The sequence below is a fragment of the Marinobacter sp. NSM genome (assembly GCF_052380025.1).
Classification (GTDB): Bacteria; Pseudomonadota; Gammaproteobacteria; order Pseudomonadales; family Oleiphilaceae; genus Marinobacter.
On record NZ_JBQTCK010000005.1, the window covers coordinates 50538 to 68606 of the forward strand.

The 18069-nt window shown below is 57.3% G+C and carries 20 protein-coding genes and 1 pseudogene; 4 read left to right on the forward strand and 17 right to left on the reverse strand.

Annotation, left to right across the window (positions count from 1 at the left end; translation table 11 throughout):
* Window positions 1-10 precede the first annotated feature (10 nt).
* From ACTZWX_RS12175 to ACTZWX_RS12210, 8 genes and pseudogenes are all read right to left on the reverse strand, one after another.
* The gene (locus ACTZWX_RS12175) at window positions 11-595 is read right to left on the reverse strand and encodes a NapC/NirT family cytochrome c (RefSeq protein ID WP_444714163.1); all 585 of its coding nucleotides are present in this window, start codon (window positions 593-595) and stop codon (window positions 11-13) included.
* The gene (locus ACTZWX_RS12180; RefSeq protein ID WP_444714164.1) at window positions 595-1065 is read right to left on the reverse strand and encodes a nitrate reductase cytochrome c-type subunit; all 471 of its coding nucleotides are present in this window, start codon (window positions 1063-1065) and stop codon (window positions 595-597) included. The genes ACTZWX_RS12175 and ACTZWX_RS12180 overlap by 1 nt, the downstream gene beginning before the upstream one ends.
* Before the next feature lie 12 nt (window positions 1066-1077).
* Window positions 1078-3440: pseudogene (gene napA / locus ACTZWX_RS12185) on the reverse strand (nitrate reductase catalytic subunit NapA).
* Window positions 3437-3760, reverse strand: coding sequence for a chaperone NapD (locus ACTZWX_RS12190; RefSeq protein WP_444714165.1), 324 nt, complete (start codon window positions 3758-3760; stop codon window positions 3437-3439). The pseudogene napA and the gene ACTZWX_RS12190 overlap by 4 nt, the downstream one beginning before the upstream one ends.
* Window positions 3753-3974, reverse strand: coding sequence for a 4Fe-4S binding protein (locus tag ACTZWX_RS12195; protein ID WP_444714166.1), 222 nt, complete (start codon window positions 3972-3974; stop codon window positions 3753-3755). The genes ACTZWX_RS12190 and ACTZWX_RS12195 overlap by 8 nt, the downstream gene beginning before the upstream one ends.
* Before the next feature lie 6 nt (window positions 3975-3980).
* Window positions 3981-4250 (reverse strand): 4Fe-4S dicluster domain-containing protein, encoded by a 270-nt coding sequence (locus ACTZWX_RS12200; RefSeq protein WP_444714167.1) that lies wholly within the window; start codon window positions 4248-4250, stop codon window positions 3981-3983.
* An 8-nt stretch (window positions 4251-4258) separates the two neighbouring features.
* Window positions 4259-4435, reverse strand: a complete 177-nt coding sequence (locus ACTZWX_RS12205) for a periplasmic nitrate reductase, NapE protein (RefSeq protein ID WP_319635457.1) — start codon at window positions 4433-4435, stop codon at window positions 4259-4261.
* A 144-nt stretch (window positions 4436-4579) separates the two neighbouring features.
* Window positions 4580-5977 carry a DUF4397 domain-containing protein gene (locus tag ACTZWX_RS12210; RefSeq protein ID WP_444714168.1) on the reverse strand — a complete coding sequence of 466 codons (1398 nt, stop codon included), beginning with the start codon at window positions 5975-5977 and terminating at the stop codon, window positions 4580-4582.
* A 366-nt stretch (window positions 5978-6343) separates the two neighbouring features.
* Here ACTZWX_RS12210 and ACTZWX_RS12215 point away from each other — a divergent pair, with 366 nt between their 5' ends.
* Window positions 6344-7204 carry a DUF6279 family lipoprotein gene (locus ACTZWX_RS12215; RefSeq protein WP_444714169.1) on the forward strand — a complete coding sequence of 287 codons (861 nt, stop codon included), beginning with the start codon at window positions 6344-6346 and terminating at the stop codon, window positions 7202-7204.
* A 77-nt stretch (window positions 7205-7281) separates the two neighbouring features.
* Here the strand turns inward: ACTZWX_RS12215 and ACTZWX_RS12220 are convergent, their stop codons facing one another.
* The 5 genes from ACTZWX_RS12220 to ACTZWX_RS12240 all read right to left on the reverse strand — a co-directional run bounded on the left by ACTZWX_RS12220 (window position 7282) and on the right by ACTZWX_RS12240 (window position 12286).
* Window positions 7282-8052, reverse strand: coding sequence for an SDR family oxidoreductase (locus ACTZWX_RS12220; RefSeq protein WP_444714170.1), 771 nt, complete (start codon window positions 8050-8052; stop codon window positions 7282-7284).
* Between the two features lie 14 nt (window positions 8053-8066).
* Window positions 8067-8756, reverse strand: a complete 690-nt coding sequence (locus ACTZWX_RS12225; protein ID WP_444714171.1) for a histidine phosphatase family protein — start codon at window positions 8754-8756, stop codon at window positions 8067-8069.
* A complete protein-coding gene (locus ACTZWX_RS12230; RefSeq protein ID WP_444714172.1) occupies window positions 8756-9820 on the reverse strand; it encodes a phosphotransferase family protein in 1065 nt (354 codons plus the stop codon). Before ACTZWX_RS12230 ends, ACTZWX_RS12225 begins: the two co-directional genes overlap by 1 nt.
* Before the next feature lie 21 nt (window positions 9821-9841).
* Entirely contained in the window at window positions 9842-10663 is an 822-nt protein-coding gene (locus ACTZWX_RS12235) for an SDR family oxidoreductase (protein ID WP_444714173.1), read from the reverse strand.
* A gap of 411 nt (window positions 10664-11074) precedes the next feature.
* Window positions 11075-12286, reverse strand: a complete 1212-nt coding sequence (locus ACTZWX_RS12240; protein WP_444714174.1) for an acyl-CoA dehydrogenase family protein — start codon at window positions 12284-12286, stop codon at window positions 11075-11077.
* A 147-nt stretch (window positions 12287-12433) separates the two neighbouring features.
* Here ACTZWX_RS12240 and ACTZWX_RS12245 point away from each other — a divergent pair, with 147 nt between their 5' ends.
* Window positions 12434-13336, forward strand: coding sequence for a LysR family transcriptional regulator (locus tag ACTZWX_RS12245; protein WP_152437502.1), 903 nt, complete (start codon window positions 12434-12436; stop codon window positions 13334-13336).
* On the opposite strand, the gene ACTZWX_RS12250 is transcribed toward ACTZWX_RS12245, so the two are convergent.
* Both ACTZWX_RS12250 and ACTZWX_RS12255 read right to left on the reverse strand, forming a co-directional pair.
* Complete coding sequence (locus ACTZWX_RS12250; protein ID WP_072677863.1) at window positions 13330-13686, reverse strand: hypothetical protein; 357 nt, start codon at window positions 13684-13686, stop codon at window positions 13330-13332. The genes ACTZWX_RS12245 and ACTZWX_RS12250 overlap by 7 nt on opposite strands.
* Before the next feature lie 25 nt (window positions 13687-13711).
* Window positions 13712-14476 carry an EAL domain-containing protein gene (locus ACTZWX_RS12255; protein WP_444714175.1) on the reverse strand — a complete coding sequence of 255 codons (765 nt, stop codon included), beginning with the start codon at window positions 14474-14476 and terminating at the stop codon, window positions 13712-13714.
* 198 nt (window positions 14477-14674) lie between these two features.
* On the opposite strand from ACTZWX_RS12255, the gene ACTZWX_RS12260 reads away from it, so the two are divergent.
* The gene (locus tag ACTZWX_RS12260) at window positions 14675-15829 is read left to right on the forward strand and encodes an isocitrate/isopropylmalate dehydrogenase family protein (RefSeq protein WP_444714176.1); all 1155 of its coding nucleotides are present in this window, start codon (window positions 14675-14677) and stop codon (window positions 15827-15829) included.
* A gap of 43 nt (window positions 15830-15872) precedes the next feature.
* A complete protein-coding gene (locus tag ACTZWX_RS12265) occupies window positions 15873-17132 on the forward strand; it encodes an aspartate aminotransferase family protein (RefSeq protein ID WP_444714177.1) in 1260 nt (419 codons plus the stop codon).
* Window positions 17133-17214: 82 nt separating this feature from the next.
* Here ACTZWX_RS12265 and ACTZWX_RS12270 read toward each other — a convergent pair whose 3' ends face one another.
* Complete coding sequence (locus ACTZWX_RS12270; protein WP_444714178.1) at window positions 17215-17787, reverse strand: DUF1439 domain-containing protein; 573 nt, start codon at window positions 17785-17787, stop codon at window positions 17215-17217.
* Between the two features lie 85 nt (window positions 17788-17872).
* On the reverse strand, window positions 17873-18064 hold the full coding sequence (locus ACTZWX_RS12275; RefSeq protein ID WP_444714179.1) for a CPXCG motif-containing cysteine-rich protein: 192 nt from the start codon (window positions 18062-18064) through the stop codon (window positions 17873-17875).
* Window positions 18065-18069 lie beyond the last annotated feature (5 nt).

Consider the following 18069-nt stretch of genomic DNA (forward strand, 5'->3'; position numbering starts at 1 on the left):
AAGCCTGAACCTACCTGGATACCCCGGCCATATCAGGCAACTTGTGCGCGATACCCTTGTGGCAATCGATGCAGGTTTGCTCGCCGTCTGCCAATGCCGTTGAATGCGCCTGGGACGCCCTTGGATCCTGCAGCGTGAAGTCCATCGAATCGAACTCATGGCAATTACAACACTCCAGGGAATCGTTGGCTTTCAGCCGCTGCCACTCCCGCTCCGCCAGCTCACGTCGCTTGGCCTCGAATTTCTCCGGGGTGTTTATGGAGCCAAATATCCAACCCCAGACTTCTTTCGAGGCTTCCATCTTTCGGCCAATCTTGTGAGTCCAGCCGTGAGGCACGTGGCAATCTGAACATTCGGCACGCACACCTGATCGGTTAGTGTAATGGATGGTTGTTTTCAGCTCCTGATACGGGTTGCTATACATCTCATGGCACCCTATGCAGAACTGCTCGGTGTTGGTCACTTCCAGCGCCGTGTTGAAACCACCCCAGAAGATGATCCCGGCAATAAAGCCGCTGAGTGTCAGGAAACCGAGGCTGTAGTGCACACTGGGCTTGCGCAACAGGTTCCAGTAGAGCTTCAGCCGTTTCATCATCAGCGATCTCCTCTGTTGGAGGCACGGATCACCTCATCCACGGCTTTGAAATCTGACTCCACCAGCGGCTGAGCATCGGTTTGGGGTACATGACACTGGGTACAGAAATAGCGCCCCGGCGTTACCTCAGCCCGCACCTGAAAGTGACGATCCATAAAGTGAGTCACACTCACCATGGGCGCACCCGCCTGCACGGCTGCTTCGCGGCTGTGGCAATCCAGGCAACGGTTGAAGTTCTTGTCTACCTGATAGTCGCGGATGGCATGGGGAATCACCGGCGGTTGCTCCGGATAATTACGCACTTCCCGTTTCACCTCTCTGGGATCACCGGTGATAGGCGGTGCGGGCAGATCTCGTCCGAGAGTTCCGCCTTTGCGCAGGCCATCCGGTGAAGAGGGTGACAAATGATCACTCTCGGCATACGCCAGGAAGGCCAGGGAGGCGGCCAGAAAAAATAAAAGCGTTCTCATGGTGACGTCTCCTTAAGCCAGGTTAACCAATTCCAGACGGACAGCGCACTTCTTGAAGTCGGTCTGTTTGGAAATGGGGTCCGTTGCGTCCAGCGTGACCTTGTTGATCAGCTTTCCGGCATCAAAGAAAGGCACATACACCATGCCCTTGGGCATACGAACACGACCACGGGTTTCCACCCGAACCCGGACTTCACCCCGGCGGCTGATCACCTTCACCTCACTGCCGCGCCGCCAGCCTTTGTCACGGGCATCATCGGCGTTCATGTACAACAGCGCATCCGGTACCGCCTTGTGCAGCTCGGACACACGACGGGTCATCGAACCGGTGTGCCAGTGCTCCAGTACCCGGCCAGTGCACAGCCAGAACGGGTATTCGTCGTCCGGAGATTCCGCAGGCGGCTCATGGGGTACCGCGAAGATTCGTGCCCGGTTGTCCGGGTTGCCGTAAAACTGGAAACCACTGCCCTCCGCCACATATGGGTCTGAACCTTCGCGATAGCGCCACAGGGTTTCCTTGCCGGCACCAAACTGGCGGTACTCCTCGAAAATCCCCTTCTGGATGTAGAAACCAAAGTCTTTCGACTCCTGGTTCTCATAATCCGGGTGCAGGTCGTCCAGTGGATAACGGTCCACATTGCCGTTGCGGAATAGCACGTCAAACAGGGTTTTGTCCCGCGCTTCCGGTGCCTTGGCAATCAGATCCTCCGGCCACACATCGGCCACTTTGATACGCTGGGACAGGGCCACGGTTTGCCAGAGGTCTGAGCGGGCATCTCCAGGTGCGTTCACCAGCTGGCGCCAGAGCTGAGTCCGGCGCTCAGCATTACCAAACGCCCCTTCTTTTTCAACCCAACCCGCCGCCGGCAAAATCAGGTCGGCCGCCTGGGCAGATACCGTGGGATATATATCAGAGACGATGATAAAGTTATCGGGGTTACGCCAGCCCGGCAGGGTCTCCTGCATGGTATTGGGACCCGCCTGGATATTGTTGGTGACCTGGGTCCAATACACCTTCAGTTTGCTGTCTTTCAGCATCCGGCTTTGCAGCACTGCGTGATAACCTGGCTTGGCCGGGATGGTGCCCTCCGGCAGTTTCCAGATCTTCTCGGCCTTGGCCCTGTGCTCTGGATTGGCCACCACCATATCGGCTGGCAGGCGATGGGCGAAGGTGCCTACCTCACGGGCGGTACCGCAAGCGGAAGGCTGGCCGGTCAGCGAGAACGGGCTGTTGCCTGGGGTGGCAATCTTGCCTGTCAGCAGGTGGATGTTATAGATCAGGTTGTTCACCCAAACGCCGCGGGTATGCTGGTTTACCCCCATGGTCCAGAAGGTGGTGACACGCTTGTCCGGATCGGCATATAGCTTTGCCAGGCGTTCGAGCCGTGCTTCAGAGACGCCGGAGATCTCGGCGGCCTTCTTCACATCGTACTCACGGACATGCCGGGCAAAATCCTCAAACGACATGTCTTCCCAGTCGTTGGCATTATTGGCGTTCTTGGCATTCTGCTCGCGCGGGTCTTCCGGCCTTAGACCGTAGCCAATGTCGTCTGCAGCACGCACAAACCGGGTATGTTTACTGACGAAATCCCGGTTCACCGCGTTGCTCTGGATGATGTAATTGGCATTGTAGTTCAGAATTGCCACATCGGCGTGGGGCTCCATCACCATCGGCAGGTCGGCCAGATCAAAGCAGCGATGTTCGTAGGTTGAGAGCACAGCCACTTCCGTGCCGGGATGGGACAGGCGACGGTCCGTTACCCGAGTCCAGAGGATCGGGTGCATTTCCGCCATATTGGCGCCCCAAAGCACGAAGGCATCAGCGCTTTCGATGTCGTCATAGACACCCATCGGCTCATCGAACCCAAAGGTCCGCATGAAGCCTGCCACCGCAGACGCCATACAATGGCGGGCATTGGGATCAATATTGTTGGAGCGGAAGCCAGCCTTGAACAGCTTGCTGGCCGCGTAACCTTCCCAGATGGTCCACTGGCCGGATCCAAACATGCCGACGCTTTCCGGGCCGTGCTCCTTGATGGCACTGGTGAATTTTTCTGCCATCACATCCAGGGCTTGGTCAGCCGGTCGCGACCGTAAAGAATCTTCGACAGAAAGTAGCCTTTCACACAGTTCAGACCGCGGTTCACTTCCGATTGCGTGTCGCCATGGGTCGCCACAATCTGATTGTCCCTGGTTGCGACCATCACACTGCAACCGGTGCCGCAAAAACGACAAGGCGCCTTGCTCCACTTGAGCTCAGTGAGCTCGGCATTCGTGATCAGATTACTGGCCGCAGCCGGAATCGACAGGCCGGCAGCAGATGCCGCCATGGCCAGCGCATTGGCTTTTGCGAATTCACGTCGTGTCAGGTTCATGACATTGCTTCCTGTTGTTCTGTTTCTGACTGTCCTGTAGCAATCAACTGTTGCCTCGCCTCTTCGGGCGACATCACTTCGTGGTAAACCAGAATGCATTCCAGAACGCCTGGCGCACTCTCGATCAACTCCATGGCACCGAGCAAATCCTGATGGCTATTACCCTCTGCCAGAACCACCAGTTTCCCAATCGGTTCTCGAGTGCCCTCCTCCAGGCCCGGCGTTTGCTCAAGCAGTTCAAGAACAGCATCCTGAGACTCCGGGCGCACGTGTACCAGAAAACTGGCAATGTGAATTTCGGCTTTCTGCGAATCAGGCATGGGCTGGCTCGCTCTGTTCCTGAGTAATCAGACTGATGGCATCTTCAGGGCACACGGCGACACAGGCACCGCATCCGGTACACTCGTCTTCGGCAATCTCTGGGACGGCGACATGAGCAAGCCTGGGTGGCAATCGGATGGCCATTGGCTCGCAGGCGTCACGGCAGGTCTGGCAATGGATATTGGCTTGGGCAAGGCAGTGATCCCGAATCACCGCACGTCAGGGGAACGCCTCACGGGCCAGGTCAAAGACCGGTTCCGGGCATGACCTGGCGCATTCCCCACACAGTGTGCAGCCTTCGCCAGTAAAGCGGATTTGCGGAAAACCGCCGTCACCACGAAACAGCACGTCTTCCGGGCAGGCTTCAATGCAGCGATCGCAACGGGTGCACTGGTCAGTGATGGCCTGGGTTGTCCAGGGCGGCCGCCACTCAGAAGCAACCGCCCTGCCGCCGCGCAGAAACAGCCGGCGGGACTCGTTCACAGCCATGTTCGCCCCTATCCCCCGGGTGGCCCCGGCGGGCCCATGAATACCTGGGACATCCAGACCAGGAAGCCGTAGCCGCCTACCACAGCAACGGCCAGGATGGGAAACAGGAAGACGATGATGAAGACAAATAACCGGAATTCGCTGCTCTTGCGCTGCTCCGGCGTCAGTGGTTGGAGGTCGTCCATAAACCCGCATTTTCTATGTGTGTATTCATTACCGTAGTCAAACATAGCAAACTTGGCAAAAATCAAATTTGGTATTTCTTTGGAGGTATAGACAAAAAAGCCCCGGACGGGGCCGGGGCTTTCATAGGGGTCTGGAGGCAGGAATCAGGTCGCTGGCGGCACGAAATCGTCCAACAAGGTAACGCCTGCTGTCTGTTCTTCCTCGTCCAAGGCAAGTCGTGCAACTGCGGTATATACACCGCCGGTCTCAAGACTGATTTCACCGGAACGGAAGAGCACCTCGGTACCATCGGCGGAGGTGATAAACACAACATAATCACCGGCCGGCACACCCAGATAGCCCGAGGAGTCACCATAGGCGAAGTCATCCAGTGCCGGCATGGCATTACCCTGGTTAGTACCGGCCTCCGCCGCTGGAACCAGGAATACATCCACCAGCGGTGCTTCTACCGCGCCGTGGATAACCCGGAGACGGGCCTCGGTGGCAATACGCCGGTTATCATCTGCAAAGGCCAGGGCTTCGAGTGTTCCCGCCCCTACGGAACCAGCTGCCAGAATGGTCAGAAGGCTACCGTTATCGAGGGCCAGGTCTTCATCCAACACCGCAGTCAGTTCACCAGTTGCTGTCACCGCGACGCGGTTATCGCCGGTCTCCAATCCCACGTACTCGCCCAGTCTGGCGAACGTCGGCACTGTCTCACCGAAGGCCACGCCGGTAGCGGCGGCGGAACCGTCCGGGTCTTCGTTCAGATAAATATCAACATCAGGTGCATCTGAAGAATTGTGAACCGCGCGAATGCCTGCACCTGTGTCCTTGTCCAGAATTTCCGACGTCTCGCTACCATTAATCACTAGCAGGCTCACCGGAGACTCGCCGTACACCGTGTTATCGATCGCGGCAATCAACAGATCAGAGCCTGCAGGCAACTCGACCGCACCGCTGTCATACACCACATCGGTGCTGCCCTCGGCGGTCACCCGGATCTGGTAGGTGCCGGCGTCCAGCTCCAGCGGCCCAACGGAATCACGGAATGCAAAACTGAAAGCGGGTTCTGCTGGCAAGTCGGCGCCATCAGCGGTCACATAAACCGACACAGCTGGCACCAGGCTGTCAGCCGCTGGTGACAGATGGGCCACCCTCAAGCGAGCCGAGTTCGGATCATCCCGCTGGCCGTCGTCTGTCAGCACCACCGGCTCGATGTCGCTACCGCCAACGGTACCAGTCGCGATAATGTCGTATCGGGTGTTTGCCTCAAGTCGGGTGCTTCCGACCTCGATGACGGTCAACTGATCGCCTGTTGGCAAGAGCGCATCAACATCAACTGAATAATTACCGCGATTTGGCCGCAAGGTCGCAACCTGCTTGAAGTCCGCACCGGCAACCAGTGCCTCGCCGTTGAAACTCACGTTAACAGAAGGGGCGTCGGATACGGCATGAACAACCCGAATATCGGTTCTTGGAGTACTGCTCGAACCATCAAAACAACCAGAAAGCAAAACGCTGCCGGCCATCAAAACCGGTAAAGCCACTATCGTTTTCATTGTCGCTGTTCCTCACTGTACAAAGCTTGACGATCGGTTTATTTGGTTCGAACCTGCACCAGTTCAGTCCCTGACTAATGCGTCAAAGCAATCTACGGGGAGGGAAAAAAAACGGATTCACAATTTTTTACATTCCAGCTCACGAATGTGAGCTGAATTCAATTTTCTCTATGCCAGCAGGCATTCCGGGATGCCCCTGTGCAGGCGTCATTTTACGGGAAGACATGACACCTCCCCGGCAATTGTGAGCAAACAGCATCTGAAACTTTTGCCAATCCGTAACTAGACTGAAGTGATCAGCATTCCGTTAGGCAAGCGCAACATCAAAATAAGTATGCAAAGTTTTACCACCGAGAGACAGGCACCATGGATCAGCGGCACCGCACAAAAAACCTGAAGCTGACGACGCTTTCCCTTGTCGCCCTCTTCGTCCTGGCTGGCTGCAGCTCTACCCGCATGGCCTATCGCTATGCGGACTGGGGTGTGGTTTGGTGGGTAGAGGATTATGTCACCCTTAGCCGGGCGCAAAAACAGCAGCTGAACCAGGACCTGGACAGCCTGCGCCAGTGGCATTGCTCAACGGAGCTACCCCGCTACCGGGCCTGGCTGGACGAACTTGAGGCCGACATAGCCGATGGCGCACCGGATATCGACACCATTGAGTATCATCAACAACAACTTCTGGTCTTTGTGCCAGACTTATTGGATCGAGCTGTACCGGTGGCGGTGAATCTTCTGGCCAGCCTGTCTGATGACCAGGTGAACGAGCTGGCCAGGAACATGGCAGAAGATCAGGCTGAGCTTGAACAGGAAATGCTGGGAGGTAACCAGACCGCCAGCGCCCGGGCAGAGCGCACCACCAAACGCGTAGAGCGATGGCTCGGCAGCCTGAACGGGGAGCAGCAGTCCCTGGTTGAAGAATGGTCTGCCGATCGCGGTCAACAAACGGAAATCTGGCTACAAGGCCGGAAAAACTGGCAACAGGCCCTGCTGGAGACATTGGAAGGCCGGAATCAACCCGGCTTCGATGCGACCATCCGCGAGCTGGTGGTTAACTCAGAAAACGCCAGAGGCCCGGAGTATCAAGCCATGATGACGGAAAGCCAGCAAGCCATGGCAAACCTGATGCATTCGTTGATCCAGGCTGGCGACCAACAGCACCGGGAGCACCTGCAGGCCCGGGCAAATAAATTGAACCAGGACTTCACAGCCCTGACCTGCTCCTGATCTTGCCAGCTGAGCACCAGACACAAAAAAGGGCCGGAGATGACGAATTCTCCGGCCCTTTTTCATTCTGACTGTGATTAAACCGTCAGGTAACCACCGTCCGCATTAATGCAGGCACCCGTGGTGTAGCTGGAAGCGTTGGACACCAGGTACAGCACGGTACCAGCCATTTCGTCCGGGTCTGCCACCCGCTTCATCGGAATGTGGGCCATGGCCTGTCTCTTGATAGCTTCGTTGGTGGTCAGGGCGCTGGCGAACTTGGTGTCGGTCAGGCCTGGCAGCAGGGCGTTTACCCGCACGTTCTGTTGGCCAAGCTCCATGGCGAAAGATTTGGTCATGGAAATCACCGCCGCCTTGGTCACCGAATAGATGCCCTGGAAGTGGCCGGGATTTACGCCGTTTACAGACGCCACGTTAACAATGGACCCGCCACCGTTTTTCTTCATCAGCTGGGCACCGCGGGCACACATGAAGAAGTAACCACGGATGTTCACGTCCACGGTTTTCTGGAAAGCGCTCAGGTCGGTATCTTCTACCGGGCCGAAGTAGGGGTTGGCAGCGGCGTTGTTGACCAAAATATCCAGCTTGCCGTGCTCTTTGGCAATGTGCTCCCACACCGCTTCGATCTGATCCATTTCGCCGATGTGACAGGCGAAGGCTTCTGCACTGCCGCCATCTTCACGGATGCTGCTGGCCACGGCTTCACAGCCGTCAATCTTGCGGCTGCTGACTATCACATGGGCACCGTAGTGGGCCAGTGTGCGGGCAATACTCTCACCGATACCACGGCTGGCACCGGTGACCAGGGCGACTTTGCCGGTCAGATCGAACAGGTTTACGTTGCTCATGGAATTCCCTCAGCTTATCGGAATGTCACCAGGGCGGGGTCTTCCGCTTCCAGGTGGCTATAGTTATTGAATACGGCCAGGCTGCGCCGGGGGCCGGAATACAGAATGCGAGACACGCTGGTGTTGGCGATCACATTATTCATCTCCAGCGCCTTGTGGTCTGACAGCTCCAGCAGGCGCTGGGCAATGACCGCAATGGGCCCGCCGGAGGTAGACACAATCACATCGGCACCGTCCGCCAGCTCAATCAGTTGATCCAACGCATTGCCCACCCGCTGCCGGAAACCCTGCCAGGATTCCGCGTATTCGTGGTCATACTCGCCACTGACCCAGCGGGCGACGGCTTTCTCGAAAGCCTGCTGGAAGGCTCTCGCCGGTTTCGGGAAGCTGGCCAGGTCCCGGGCCATCACCTGTTTGTCCGCCCATTCCGGGCGCAGGCGCTCCACCACTTCCAGATGATCGAACTCGTTCAGGCCTTCCATAACCTGCATATCCGGCAGGTTCGCGCCGTAACCGGTGGTGATTGCCTCCACGGTTTCCCGATGGCGCTGCAGGTTACCGCCAAAAATGGCACCGGGTTCCACCTTGTCCGCCAGCCAGCGGCCCAGAACCTTGCCCTGCTCCCAGCCGCGCGGAGACAGCTGGTCGTAGTTCTCCTTGCCGAAACTGGCCTGGCCGTGGCGCACCAGATAAATCGTGGCCATTACAGTGTGCTCTCGCTGATCAACCGCTGGCACCGCTTCTCCAGATAGTTGGCGGCATGACCAAAGGCGGCAAAGCGCTTGTCTTTGGTCTGGCCGTGATAGAAGCGGTAGTAGATTTGCTGGATGATGACCGCCAGACGGAACAGACCGTAGATTTCGTAAAAATCGAACTTTTCCGCCCGGAAGCCGGATTTCTCCATGTAGTAGTCCACCACTTCTTTACGGGTCAGCATGCCCGGGCGGTGCGTGGGCTGGCGCCGCAGCATCTGGAACGGGCCTTCGTCGTCGGCTTCAATCCAGTAGGCCAGACTGTTTCCCAGGTCCATCAACGGGTCACCGATGGTGGCCATTTCCCAGTCCAGCACGCCAATCACTTCAAACGGGTTGTCCGGGTTCAGCACCACATTGTCAAAACGGAAATCGTTGTGAATGACCACCTGGGCGATATCCTCCGGCATCTTATCGTTCAGCCAGGCCATCACCTCTTCAAAGTCACCGACGTCGTCGGTTCGGGCCTTGCGGAACCGGTCGCTCCAGCCACCAATCTGCCGCTGCACGTAACCGGCGCCCTTGCCCAGTTTATCCAGGCCGGCGGCCTCGGCATCCACCCTGTGCAGGTCCACCAGTTTGTCGATCACGTTCAGGCACAGCTTGCGGGTGTCTTCGGCACTCAGTTCGAAATCCTTCGGGAAATCCTGGCGCAGAATGATGCCCTTAAGCCGCTCCATCACATAAAAATCACACCCCAGCACATTATGATCTTCGCAGATGGCGACAATGTTGGGCACGTATGGGTACACCGGCTTCAAAGCCTCCATCACTCGCGCTTCCCGCAGCATGTCGTGGGCGGATTTGGCAATCTTGCCGAACGGCGGCCGGCGCAGCACGTAGGATTGGTCGCCATAATCCACCTGATAGGTCAGGTTGGACGCACCACCGGGGTACTGCTTGATGCTCGGCTGGCCTTCCAGGCCCGGAATGGCCTGCTTCATGAACTGGTCGACGGCGCTGATATCCAGCTCTTCGCCTTCCCGGATGTCTACCGCCTGGTCGATCTGTGTCATTCAATCTCTCCTGTGATCTGTTCAGGCTTTCGCCTTGCCACCCATCTTGCTCATCCAGCGCTTGGTTTCCTGGTGCATCAACCAGTCAAACGCCCAGGGTGCGTGGCGTTTGAGCATCCACATGCGGCGTTCTTTAGCGTGGGGCAGTACCCAGAAGTCTTTGTCTTTCACACTGCGGAAGATATCCTCGGCCACGTCTTCGGCGGTAATGCTGGAGCGCTTCATCAGCTTGTTGACGTTCTGTTGAATGCCGGGAATGTCGGAACGCATGGTGCTGGCCAGGTTGGTCTGGAAAAACGCCGGGCACACGCAGCTAACATGAATACCGGAATCCCGCAGCTCCTGGCTAAGGGTTTCGGATAGGGCGATCACTCCAGCTTTGGAGACGTTGTAGCTGTCCATCAACGGCGCCAGCATGAGGCCGGCCATAGAAGCCACATTCACAAATGCGCCGGAGCCTTGTTCCTTGAACAGCGGGGTAAAGGCTTTGCAGCCGCGGACAACACCTAGCACGTTGATGTCGAGGATCCATTCCCAGTCGCCGATGGTGGTGTCTTCGATGGAGCCAGCGGAGGCAACGCCGGCGTTGTTAACAACTACGTCCACACCGCCCCATTTTTGTACCAGGTCATCACGAACTTTTTCAAAGTCGCTCAGACGGCGGACGTCACATTCAACGAAATAGCCCTCGCCCCCTGCGTTATTCAGTTCCGCCTCAACGGCCACGCCCTGCTCCGGGTTAATGTCCCCAATGCAGACTTTCGCGCCCTCTTTGGCATACCGCAATGCAATCGCCCGGCCCAGGCCACTGGCCCCGCCGGTTATGAATACTCGCTGTGTCATGTTCGTGCTCACCGTTTTTACGTTTGAGTTCGTTTTGTATTTTGGAGTTCGCGTTCTTTTTGAGTATGAGTAAGAGTTGGTGCCAGAGGGCCCTTTCCAAAAACCGCTACGAGCACATCCATGTGCGCTTCTCTCCGGCCATCCATGGCCTCCGAAATTTTTGGAAAGGGCCCTCTGGCACCAACTCCCATACACCTCAGTAAGCTGTTCCAGGTTCTTTTACTTGCAGCTCCTCACCAATGTTGAGGAGGGGGCCGTTGGGGTGGGGCTTCTGAAAATTTGTGGAGCCATGGATGGCGGAACAGAAGCGCCACATGGATGTGCCGAAGGAGCGTTTTTCAGAAGCCCCACCCCGACGGCCCCCCACTCCCAACCAAGAGGCCAGGAAAACCAGAGCACCCAACTCGAAACTCAGGACTTGTACTTCCGAAGCTCCAGGCGAGCCACCATCGCCCGATGAACTTCGTCCGGGCCATCTGCCAACCGCAGAACCCGAGCGTAACCGAACAATGCCGTCAGCGGGAAATCATCGTCACTAACCCCGGCACCGCCGTGAATCTGAATCGCATCATCCACAATCTGCTGCAGCATCGCAGGCACCACAGCCTTGATCATAGAAACTTCCTGCAGCGCACCCATAATGCCCTTGGTATCCAGCGCCCAGGCACACTTCAACGTCAACAGTCGCGCCTGCTCAATGTTCATGCGTGCATTAGCGATGACATCCGGGTTGCCTCCCAACTTGGCGATGGGCCGGCCGAAGGCTTCGCGGGTCATGGCGCGTTTGATCATTAACTCAAGAGTACGCTCAGCGGCTCCAATCGCACGCATGCAGTGGTGCACGCGGCCCGGCCCCAAGCGGCCCTGGGCGATTTCGAAGCCACGGCCGGGGCCGGCGATGATGGCGCTCTTGGGCAGGCGCACGTTGTCGAACAGTACCTGGCCGTGGCCGTAGGGCTCATCGTAGGCGCCGAATACCGGCATCATGCGTTCGATGGTGATGCCTGGAGTGTCCAGGGGCACCAGCACCATGGAGTGGCGACGGTGTTTCTGCGCATCCGGATCAGTGACACCCATAAAGATGGCCACTTTGCAGTCGGGATGACCGATACCGGTGCTCCACCACTTGCGGCCATTCAGGACTACTTCATCGCCCTCAACAGTGGCGGTAGCTTCCATGTTAGTGGCGTCGGAGGAGGCAACCGCCGGTTCGGTCATGCAAAAGGCGGAGCGGATGTCGCCACTCATCAATTTTGGCAGCCACTCGGCTTTCTGTTCCTCAGAGCCGTAATGGATCAGCACTTCCATATTGCCGGTATCCGGGGCGTTGCAGTTGAAGATTTCCGGGGCAATGAAGCTTCGGCCGGTTTCTTCCGCAATCAGGGCATAGTCGGAGTTGAGCAGGCCGCAGCCGTACTTGTCGTCAGGGAAGAACATGTTCCACAGGCCCTGGGCCTTGGCTTTTTCTTTCAGTTCTTTGATGATCGGCAGCACTACCCAGCGGTTCTCCAGGGAGGCAAGCTCCTTGTGGTACTGCTCTTCAATGGGGTAAATCTCGTCGCGCATGAATTGTTTCACGCGCTTGAGGTAGTCCTGGCCTTTCTCGGAAATGTTGAAATCCATGGTGCAGCTCCTCGCGCTTGCCTGCCCCAACCGGGGCGCACTTTCATTCAGATGGCAATCAGTCTAGGAGCCAATGCTCTATTACGCGACTGAATTGTTCTTATCGTTTATCATTACCCTTACTTATTCCGGAACCGTACGCGTCTCATGGCCCTGAATCGACTGGACCTCAACCTGCTGCATGTTTTCGATACCATTTATCGGGAGGGCAGCCTGACCCGCGCCGCGAGGGCGCTGCACCTGACGCAGCCAGCGGTGAGCCATTCCCTGGCGCGGCTGCGGGATCACTTTGATGACCCATTGTTTACCCGCCAGGGTAACCAGATGGTGCCCACTCCGTTAGCACGCAGGTTTCTGGAGTCCATGCGGCCGGGACTGAATCAGGTGCAGAGCGCGGTAAACCAGTTCCATGCCTTTGACCCGGCCAGTCAGCGCAAGACTTACACACTGGGGTTGCGAGATGTACTGGAGTCTACCTTTCTGCCCCAGTTGATGGGCAAACTGGCACCCTACCCGGACATGGAGATTGTCTCCCAGCGGATACCAAGACGGGATATGGAAACCCAGTTAGCCGCCGGCAAACTGGATTTCGCCATTGATGTATTGCTGCCGGTCAGTAACCAGACCAGCCATGAACTGCTCAGGCAAGACCGGTTGGTGGTATTGGCGCGCAAGGGGCATCCGGCCATTAAAGACGGGCTGGATATGCCGGCGTACCTGAAGGCAAAACATGTACTGGTTTCGTCCCGTACCGAGGGTCCGGGCATCGAGGACTTTGAGCTGTCCCGGCACGGCGTACAGCGCAGCATAAGGCTACGCTGCCAGCACTACTATGCTGCCTGCCGCGTGGTGGAGAATTCCGACCTGTTGTTGACTATGCCGGAAACCTACGCCCGGATTATTGCCGAACGGAGTGAAATAGAAGTGATGAGCCCGCCCGCACAGATGCCCTCCATCGATGTGCACCTATACTGGCACAGGGCGTATGAGCGGGAGCCTGCGCTGGTGTGGTTTCGGGACCTGCTACGCAGCCTGCCACAACATCAGTAGGCGCCTACCAGGGCCAGGAAGCCGAAGAAACCGGCAGCGGTAATGCCCAGGGAAAGCACTACAATTCCAAAACCCCACCAGATTGCGGCGGCGTCTGACACTGGCACGTCGTGGCCCCGCAAGGTTCGATAGAAAGCCCAGGGGCCGAGCACAAACGAGCCCACGACAGCAAACACCAGGCCAACTGCGATGCCGGCAAAGGTCCAGGTAGCCAGTACCATGGCCCGGTCTGAACTCTGTTCCTTTACACCGTGGTGTTCCAGAAACTTCTTGCAGAAGAACCAAAGCAGGGCAAACAGAGCGACCACAAAGACCAAGCCGCCAACAAGTGTAATAATCCGATACAGCACAGAACCATCCTTTACTGTTAGGTGATCAGTCCGGGAACACAGGCTCCGGAAGGCATTCAAACCCCGGCTTGGCAAACAGGTAGCCTTGATAGAGCGTAATTCCCTGGGAGCGCAGCCAGAAGTATTCCTCTTTGGTTTCTACGCCTTCAGCCACAACCCGACCACCTAGATGGCGCATCATCGTGAGGATACCAAGCACCACCGCCTGCTTATTCACATCTTCATAAACGTTTCGCACCAGCGTCATATCCAGTTTCAGGAGCTCCGGCGGGCTCAACATCATGATGTTATAACGAGAATACCCAGCGCCAAAATCATCAATCGCGGTGCTGAATCCCATTGAGTGATAGGCTTCGATGATGGAGGCTAGATGCTCTACCGAACTGAGGTCTTCGTTTTCAATCATCTCAAAGATGATCTTCCGAGTATCGAAATTATAGGTTTTTGCAGCCGCTAGGGTAGTCCGAATGCAATACTCAGCCTGATACACCGCGTTAGGCATAAAATTAATGCTGAGCATTGGCTGCATGTTGAGTTGGGCGGCCAGCTTGACAGCCTTGACCCGGCAGATCTGATCAAACGCATAGCGATTGGTTTCATTCACCTTGGACAAAACCGACCTGGCACTTTGCCCTTCAGGACCTCGCACCAAGGCCTCATAGGCAAACACCGTTTTGTTCTCCGCATCCACGATGGGCTGGAAGGCAAAACTGAACGAGAAATCCAACCCGTTCCCGCAGGCACATTGGCCACAATGCGACTCATCAAACAATACTTTTGGTTTATTCATGTGAACTCCGAGCGCATGAACATGTTCAACTTGGTAACAGGATATAGCAATCAAGTAGCTCCCAATACACTGTCTGCCCCCAAAGTCGTAGTACTTAACCAATTAATTAACGCATCAACACTGGCACCCGCCAGCCTGGGGACTACACTGAATTTGTTGTTCAAAACCCCCAAACACCGCACCTTAGGAAGCTCCGGAATGGCCCAGATTACTCGCATCGCAATTACCCCCGGAGACGGCATCGGACCGGAAGTTGTCGCCGAGGCTGTCCGTTGTCTGGAGACGCTGCGCGCGAAGCATAACCTGGCACTGGAATGGACCCGGTTTCCCTGGCCATCCCATGCCTGGCATGACGAATACGGAGAGTCCTGGCCGGCAGATGCTCTGACCCAGCTAAAAGCCTATGATGCTATTCTGCTGGGCGCCCTGGGGGATCCCGGCCCCATGGACGACACCAACCGGTACCTGCTGCCAGACAGCATTTCCCTGGCTCCCCTGCTGGACATGCGCAAAGGTTTTGACCAGTGGGTGTGTGAACGCCCTGCCCGGCTGCTGCCGGGCGCAAGGCAGTACCTCAAAGACGATCGCGCCAAAGACATCGACATGCTGGTGATTCGCGAAAACAGTGAAGGCGAGTACGTCAGCCAGGGCGGTCGACTGCGCCAGGGCAAGCCAGACGAAGTGGCCACCCAGATGGAAGTATTCACCCGCCGGGCCACCGAACGGATCATCCGTTACGGCTTCGAACAGGCCAGACAGCGGGCTGGTGAACGGGTTCAGGAAGGCCGCACCCGCGCTTTCCGAACGCTGGATGGCCGAAGCTGTGAAAGCCAGGTGTGCCTGGTGACCAAGCGTAATGCCTTGCGTTACTGGGGTGACATGTACACCGAAGTATTTGAGGAAGTCAGCCACGACTTTCCCGACGTCGCCACCCACCATGAACTGGTAGACGCCGCCTGCATGAAGTTTGTTCAGTGCCCCTGGGCCTTTGATGTGGTGGTGGCCAGCAACCTGCAGGGCGATATCCTGACCGACCTGGCAGCCGTATTGTCTGGCGGCATGGGCGTTGCACCCTCCTGCAACCTCAATCCCACCGACCCGCACATGCCATCCATGTTCGAGCCCACCCATGGCAGCGCCCCGGATATTGCCGGCCAGGGCATTGCAGACCCCACCGCCATGTTGTTCACCACCGCTCGCATGCTCGACTGGCTGGGTCGTAAAGACCCCAAACTGACACAGGCCGGCAAAGAACTGTTCGACGCCGTAGCCGCTGACCTTGCCGAGCAGGGCAACCAACAACGAGCCACCAGCCAGATTGGCGATGCCATTTGTAAACGCATGCTGGCCTGACTGGTCTGCTAAAGAGGTATTTCATTCACTTCGGGAGGTGTCCATGACCGACCACAAAGGCAAACTGTCCCCCCTGCTCAAGCAGGCTACCGGTATTACCGCCGCCAAGGGCGAAGGCGCCTATATTATTGATCCCGAGGGCCGTCGGTATCTGGACTTCACCTCCGGCATCGGTGTCACGAGCACCGGCCATTGCCACCCGAAAGTGGTCGCTGCTGCCCAAAAACAGGTAGCCACCATGATTCACGCCCAAGCCACCACAGTAATGAACCCCAGGCTGCCGGAACTGGCGGAAAAGCTCGGAGAGCTAACCCCAGATCCCCTGAATGCCTTTTTCTTCTCCAACTCCGGCACCGAGGTGGCCGAGGGTGCGGTTCGGTTGGTTCGCCAGGCCACCGGGCGGCCCAATGTGATTGTTTTCCATGGCGGCTTCCATGGCCGCACCATGGGCTCTTTGTCCATGACCACCTCCAGCGTTGCGCTTCGGGCCGGCGTTAGCCCGATGATGGGCGGCGTTGTGGTCGCTCCCTTTCCCCATGCTTTTCACTATGGCTGGAGCCTGGATGAAGCCACCGACTTCTGCCTGCGGGAACTGGACAGAATTTTCGTAACCTACTCCGCTCCCAAAGAAACCGCCGCCATGCTGATCGAGCCGGTTCAGGGAGAAGGCGGCTATGTACCCGCCAACGCCCGCTTCCTGAAGGGCCTTCGGGAACGTTGTGACAAACATGGCATCATGCTGGTGTTCGATGAAGTTCAGGCCGGCTTCGGCCGCAGCGGGAAGTTCTGGGCCCATGAACACTTTGGCGTAACCCCGGATGCCATCATGATCGCCAAGGGCCTGGCCAGCGGCTTCCCGATCTCTGCCCTGGCCGCATCCGAAGAAACCATGTCCAAAGGCTGGCCCGGCTCACAGGGCGGTACCTACGGCGGCAACGCCGTGGCTGCTGCGGCCGCCATCGCGACCATTGATGTTATTCGCGAAGAAGGCCTGGTAGAGAACGCCGACCGCATGGGCAAGCGCCTGTGGGATAACCTGCAAGCCCTGAAAAAGGATTATCCGGAGATGGCAGATGTCCGGGGCAAGGGCCTGATGGTCGGTGTGGAAATGCGCCGGGGCGACTGCCCGGACGGCGAACGCGCCGGCAAGATTCTCAAGGAATGCGAGAGCCGGGGCTTGCTGATGCTGCGCTGTGGCCCCTACCAGGAAATTGTTCGCTGGCTGCCGCCACTGATCGTCACCCAGCAGCAGATTGACGAGGCGACCGGCATCTTCGAGGAGGCCCTGAAAGCCACCGCTTAGGAGCAATGGCGAACAAAAAGGCCAGGTGACGCACGTGTCATCTGGCCTTTTTGCTGAAAACTACTTTGAAAACGCCAAGGTGTTATCTGTCTGCCGTAACGAACTCCAGCCGCCCCGGCGCAACCCGGATATCCATAGGCACAATGCCCAGCATCCGCTGGGCAAGGTCCTCCTCATTGAGACGGTACACCGGCATGGTTTCCAGCATCTGGGCCACCACCCGCATCACGTTGTCCGTGACCGGCGCCAGGTCGCCCTTGAACAAGGGTGAGTCAATGGAGCTCTCCAGGAGCTGGAGCCGGCGGATATACACGGCTTTTTCCTGACTGTCATACACCGGCGCACCTTCAACCTTGAGCGCCAGATCCACTGGAAGCTTGGCCATCAAGGCATTCAAAGACACCTGACCCCGAAGATCAATCACCGCCACATCGCGACCATCCGGCCCCAGAGTGATGTCTGCATCTCTCAGGCTCAGGCTAAGCGGTGATCCATTCTGCAATTGCTGCCGATCATAATCGGCCACAGCCCGCTTCAGGTGCCGCTCAATCTCGCCCTCGGAGATGGCATAGGGTGAAATACTCGCACAACCACTGGCCAATACCGCCAGCACCAGAACCGGGAACCAGGCCCGAACCTGCTTGAATGTCTTCATTTTTCTTCCTCTGCGATCCAGGGCCCTATCCTGCGTCAGGCAAGCTACCCACGCAAGCGGTGATGATTAACGATTGGAGAGGAAGTCAGTCGTTCTCGGCACGGGCCTGCACGGTTGGTGTCAGCTGTTCATCGAACGTCACGGTCAGCACGATGGGCTGACAGCACACCTGGCAATCCTCGACATACTCCTGCTCAGCCACCGAGGGGTCGACACTGACTTCCAGCGTCTCCCAGCAGTAGGGGCATTGTATGAGAACCGAATCGAGCGCTGACATGCTGG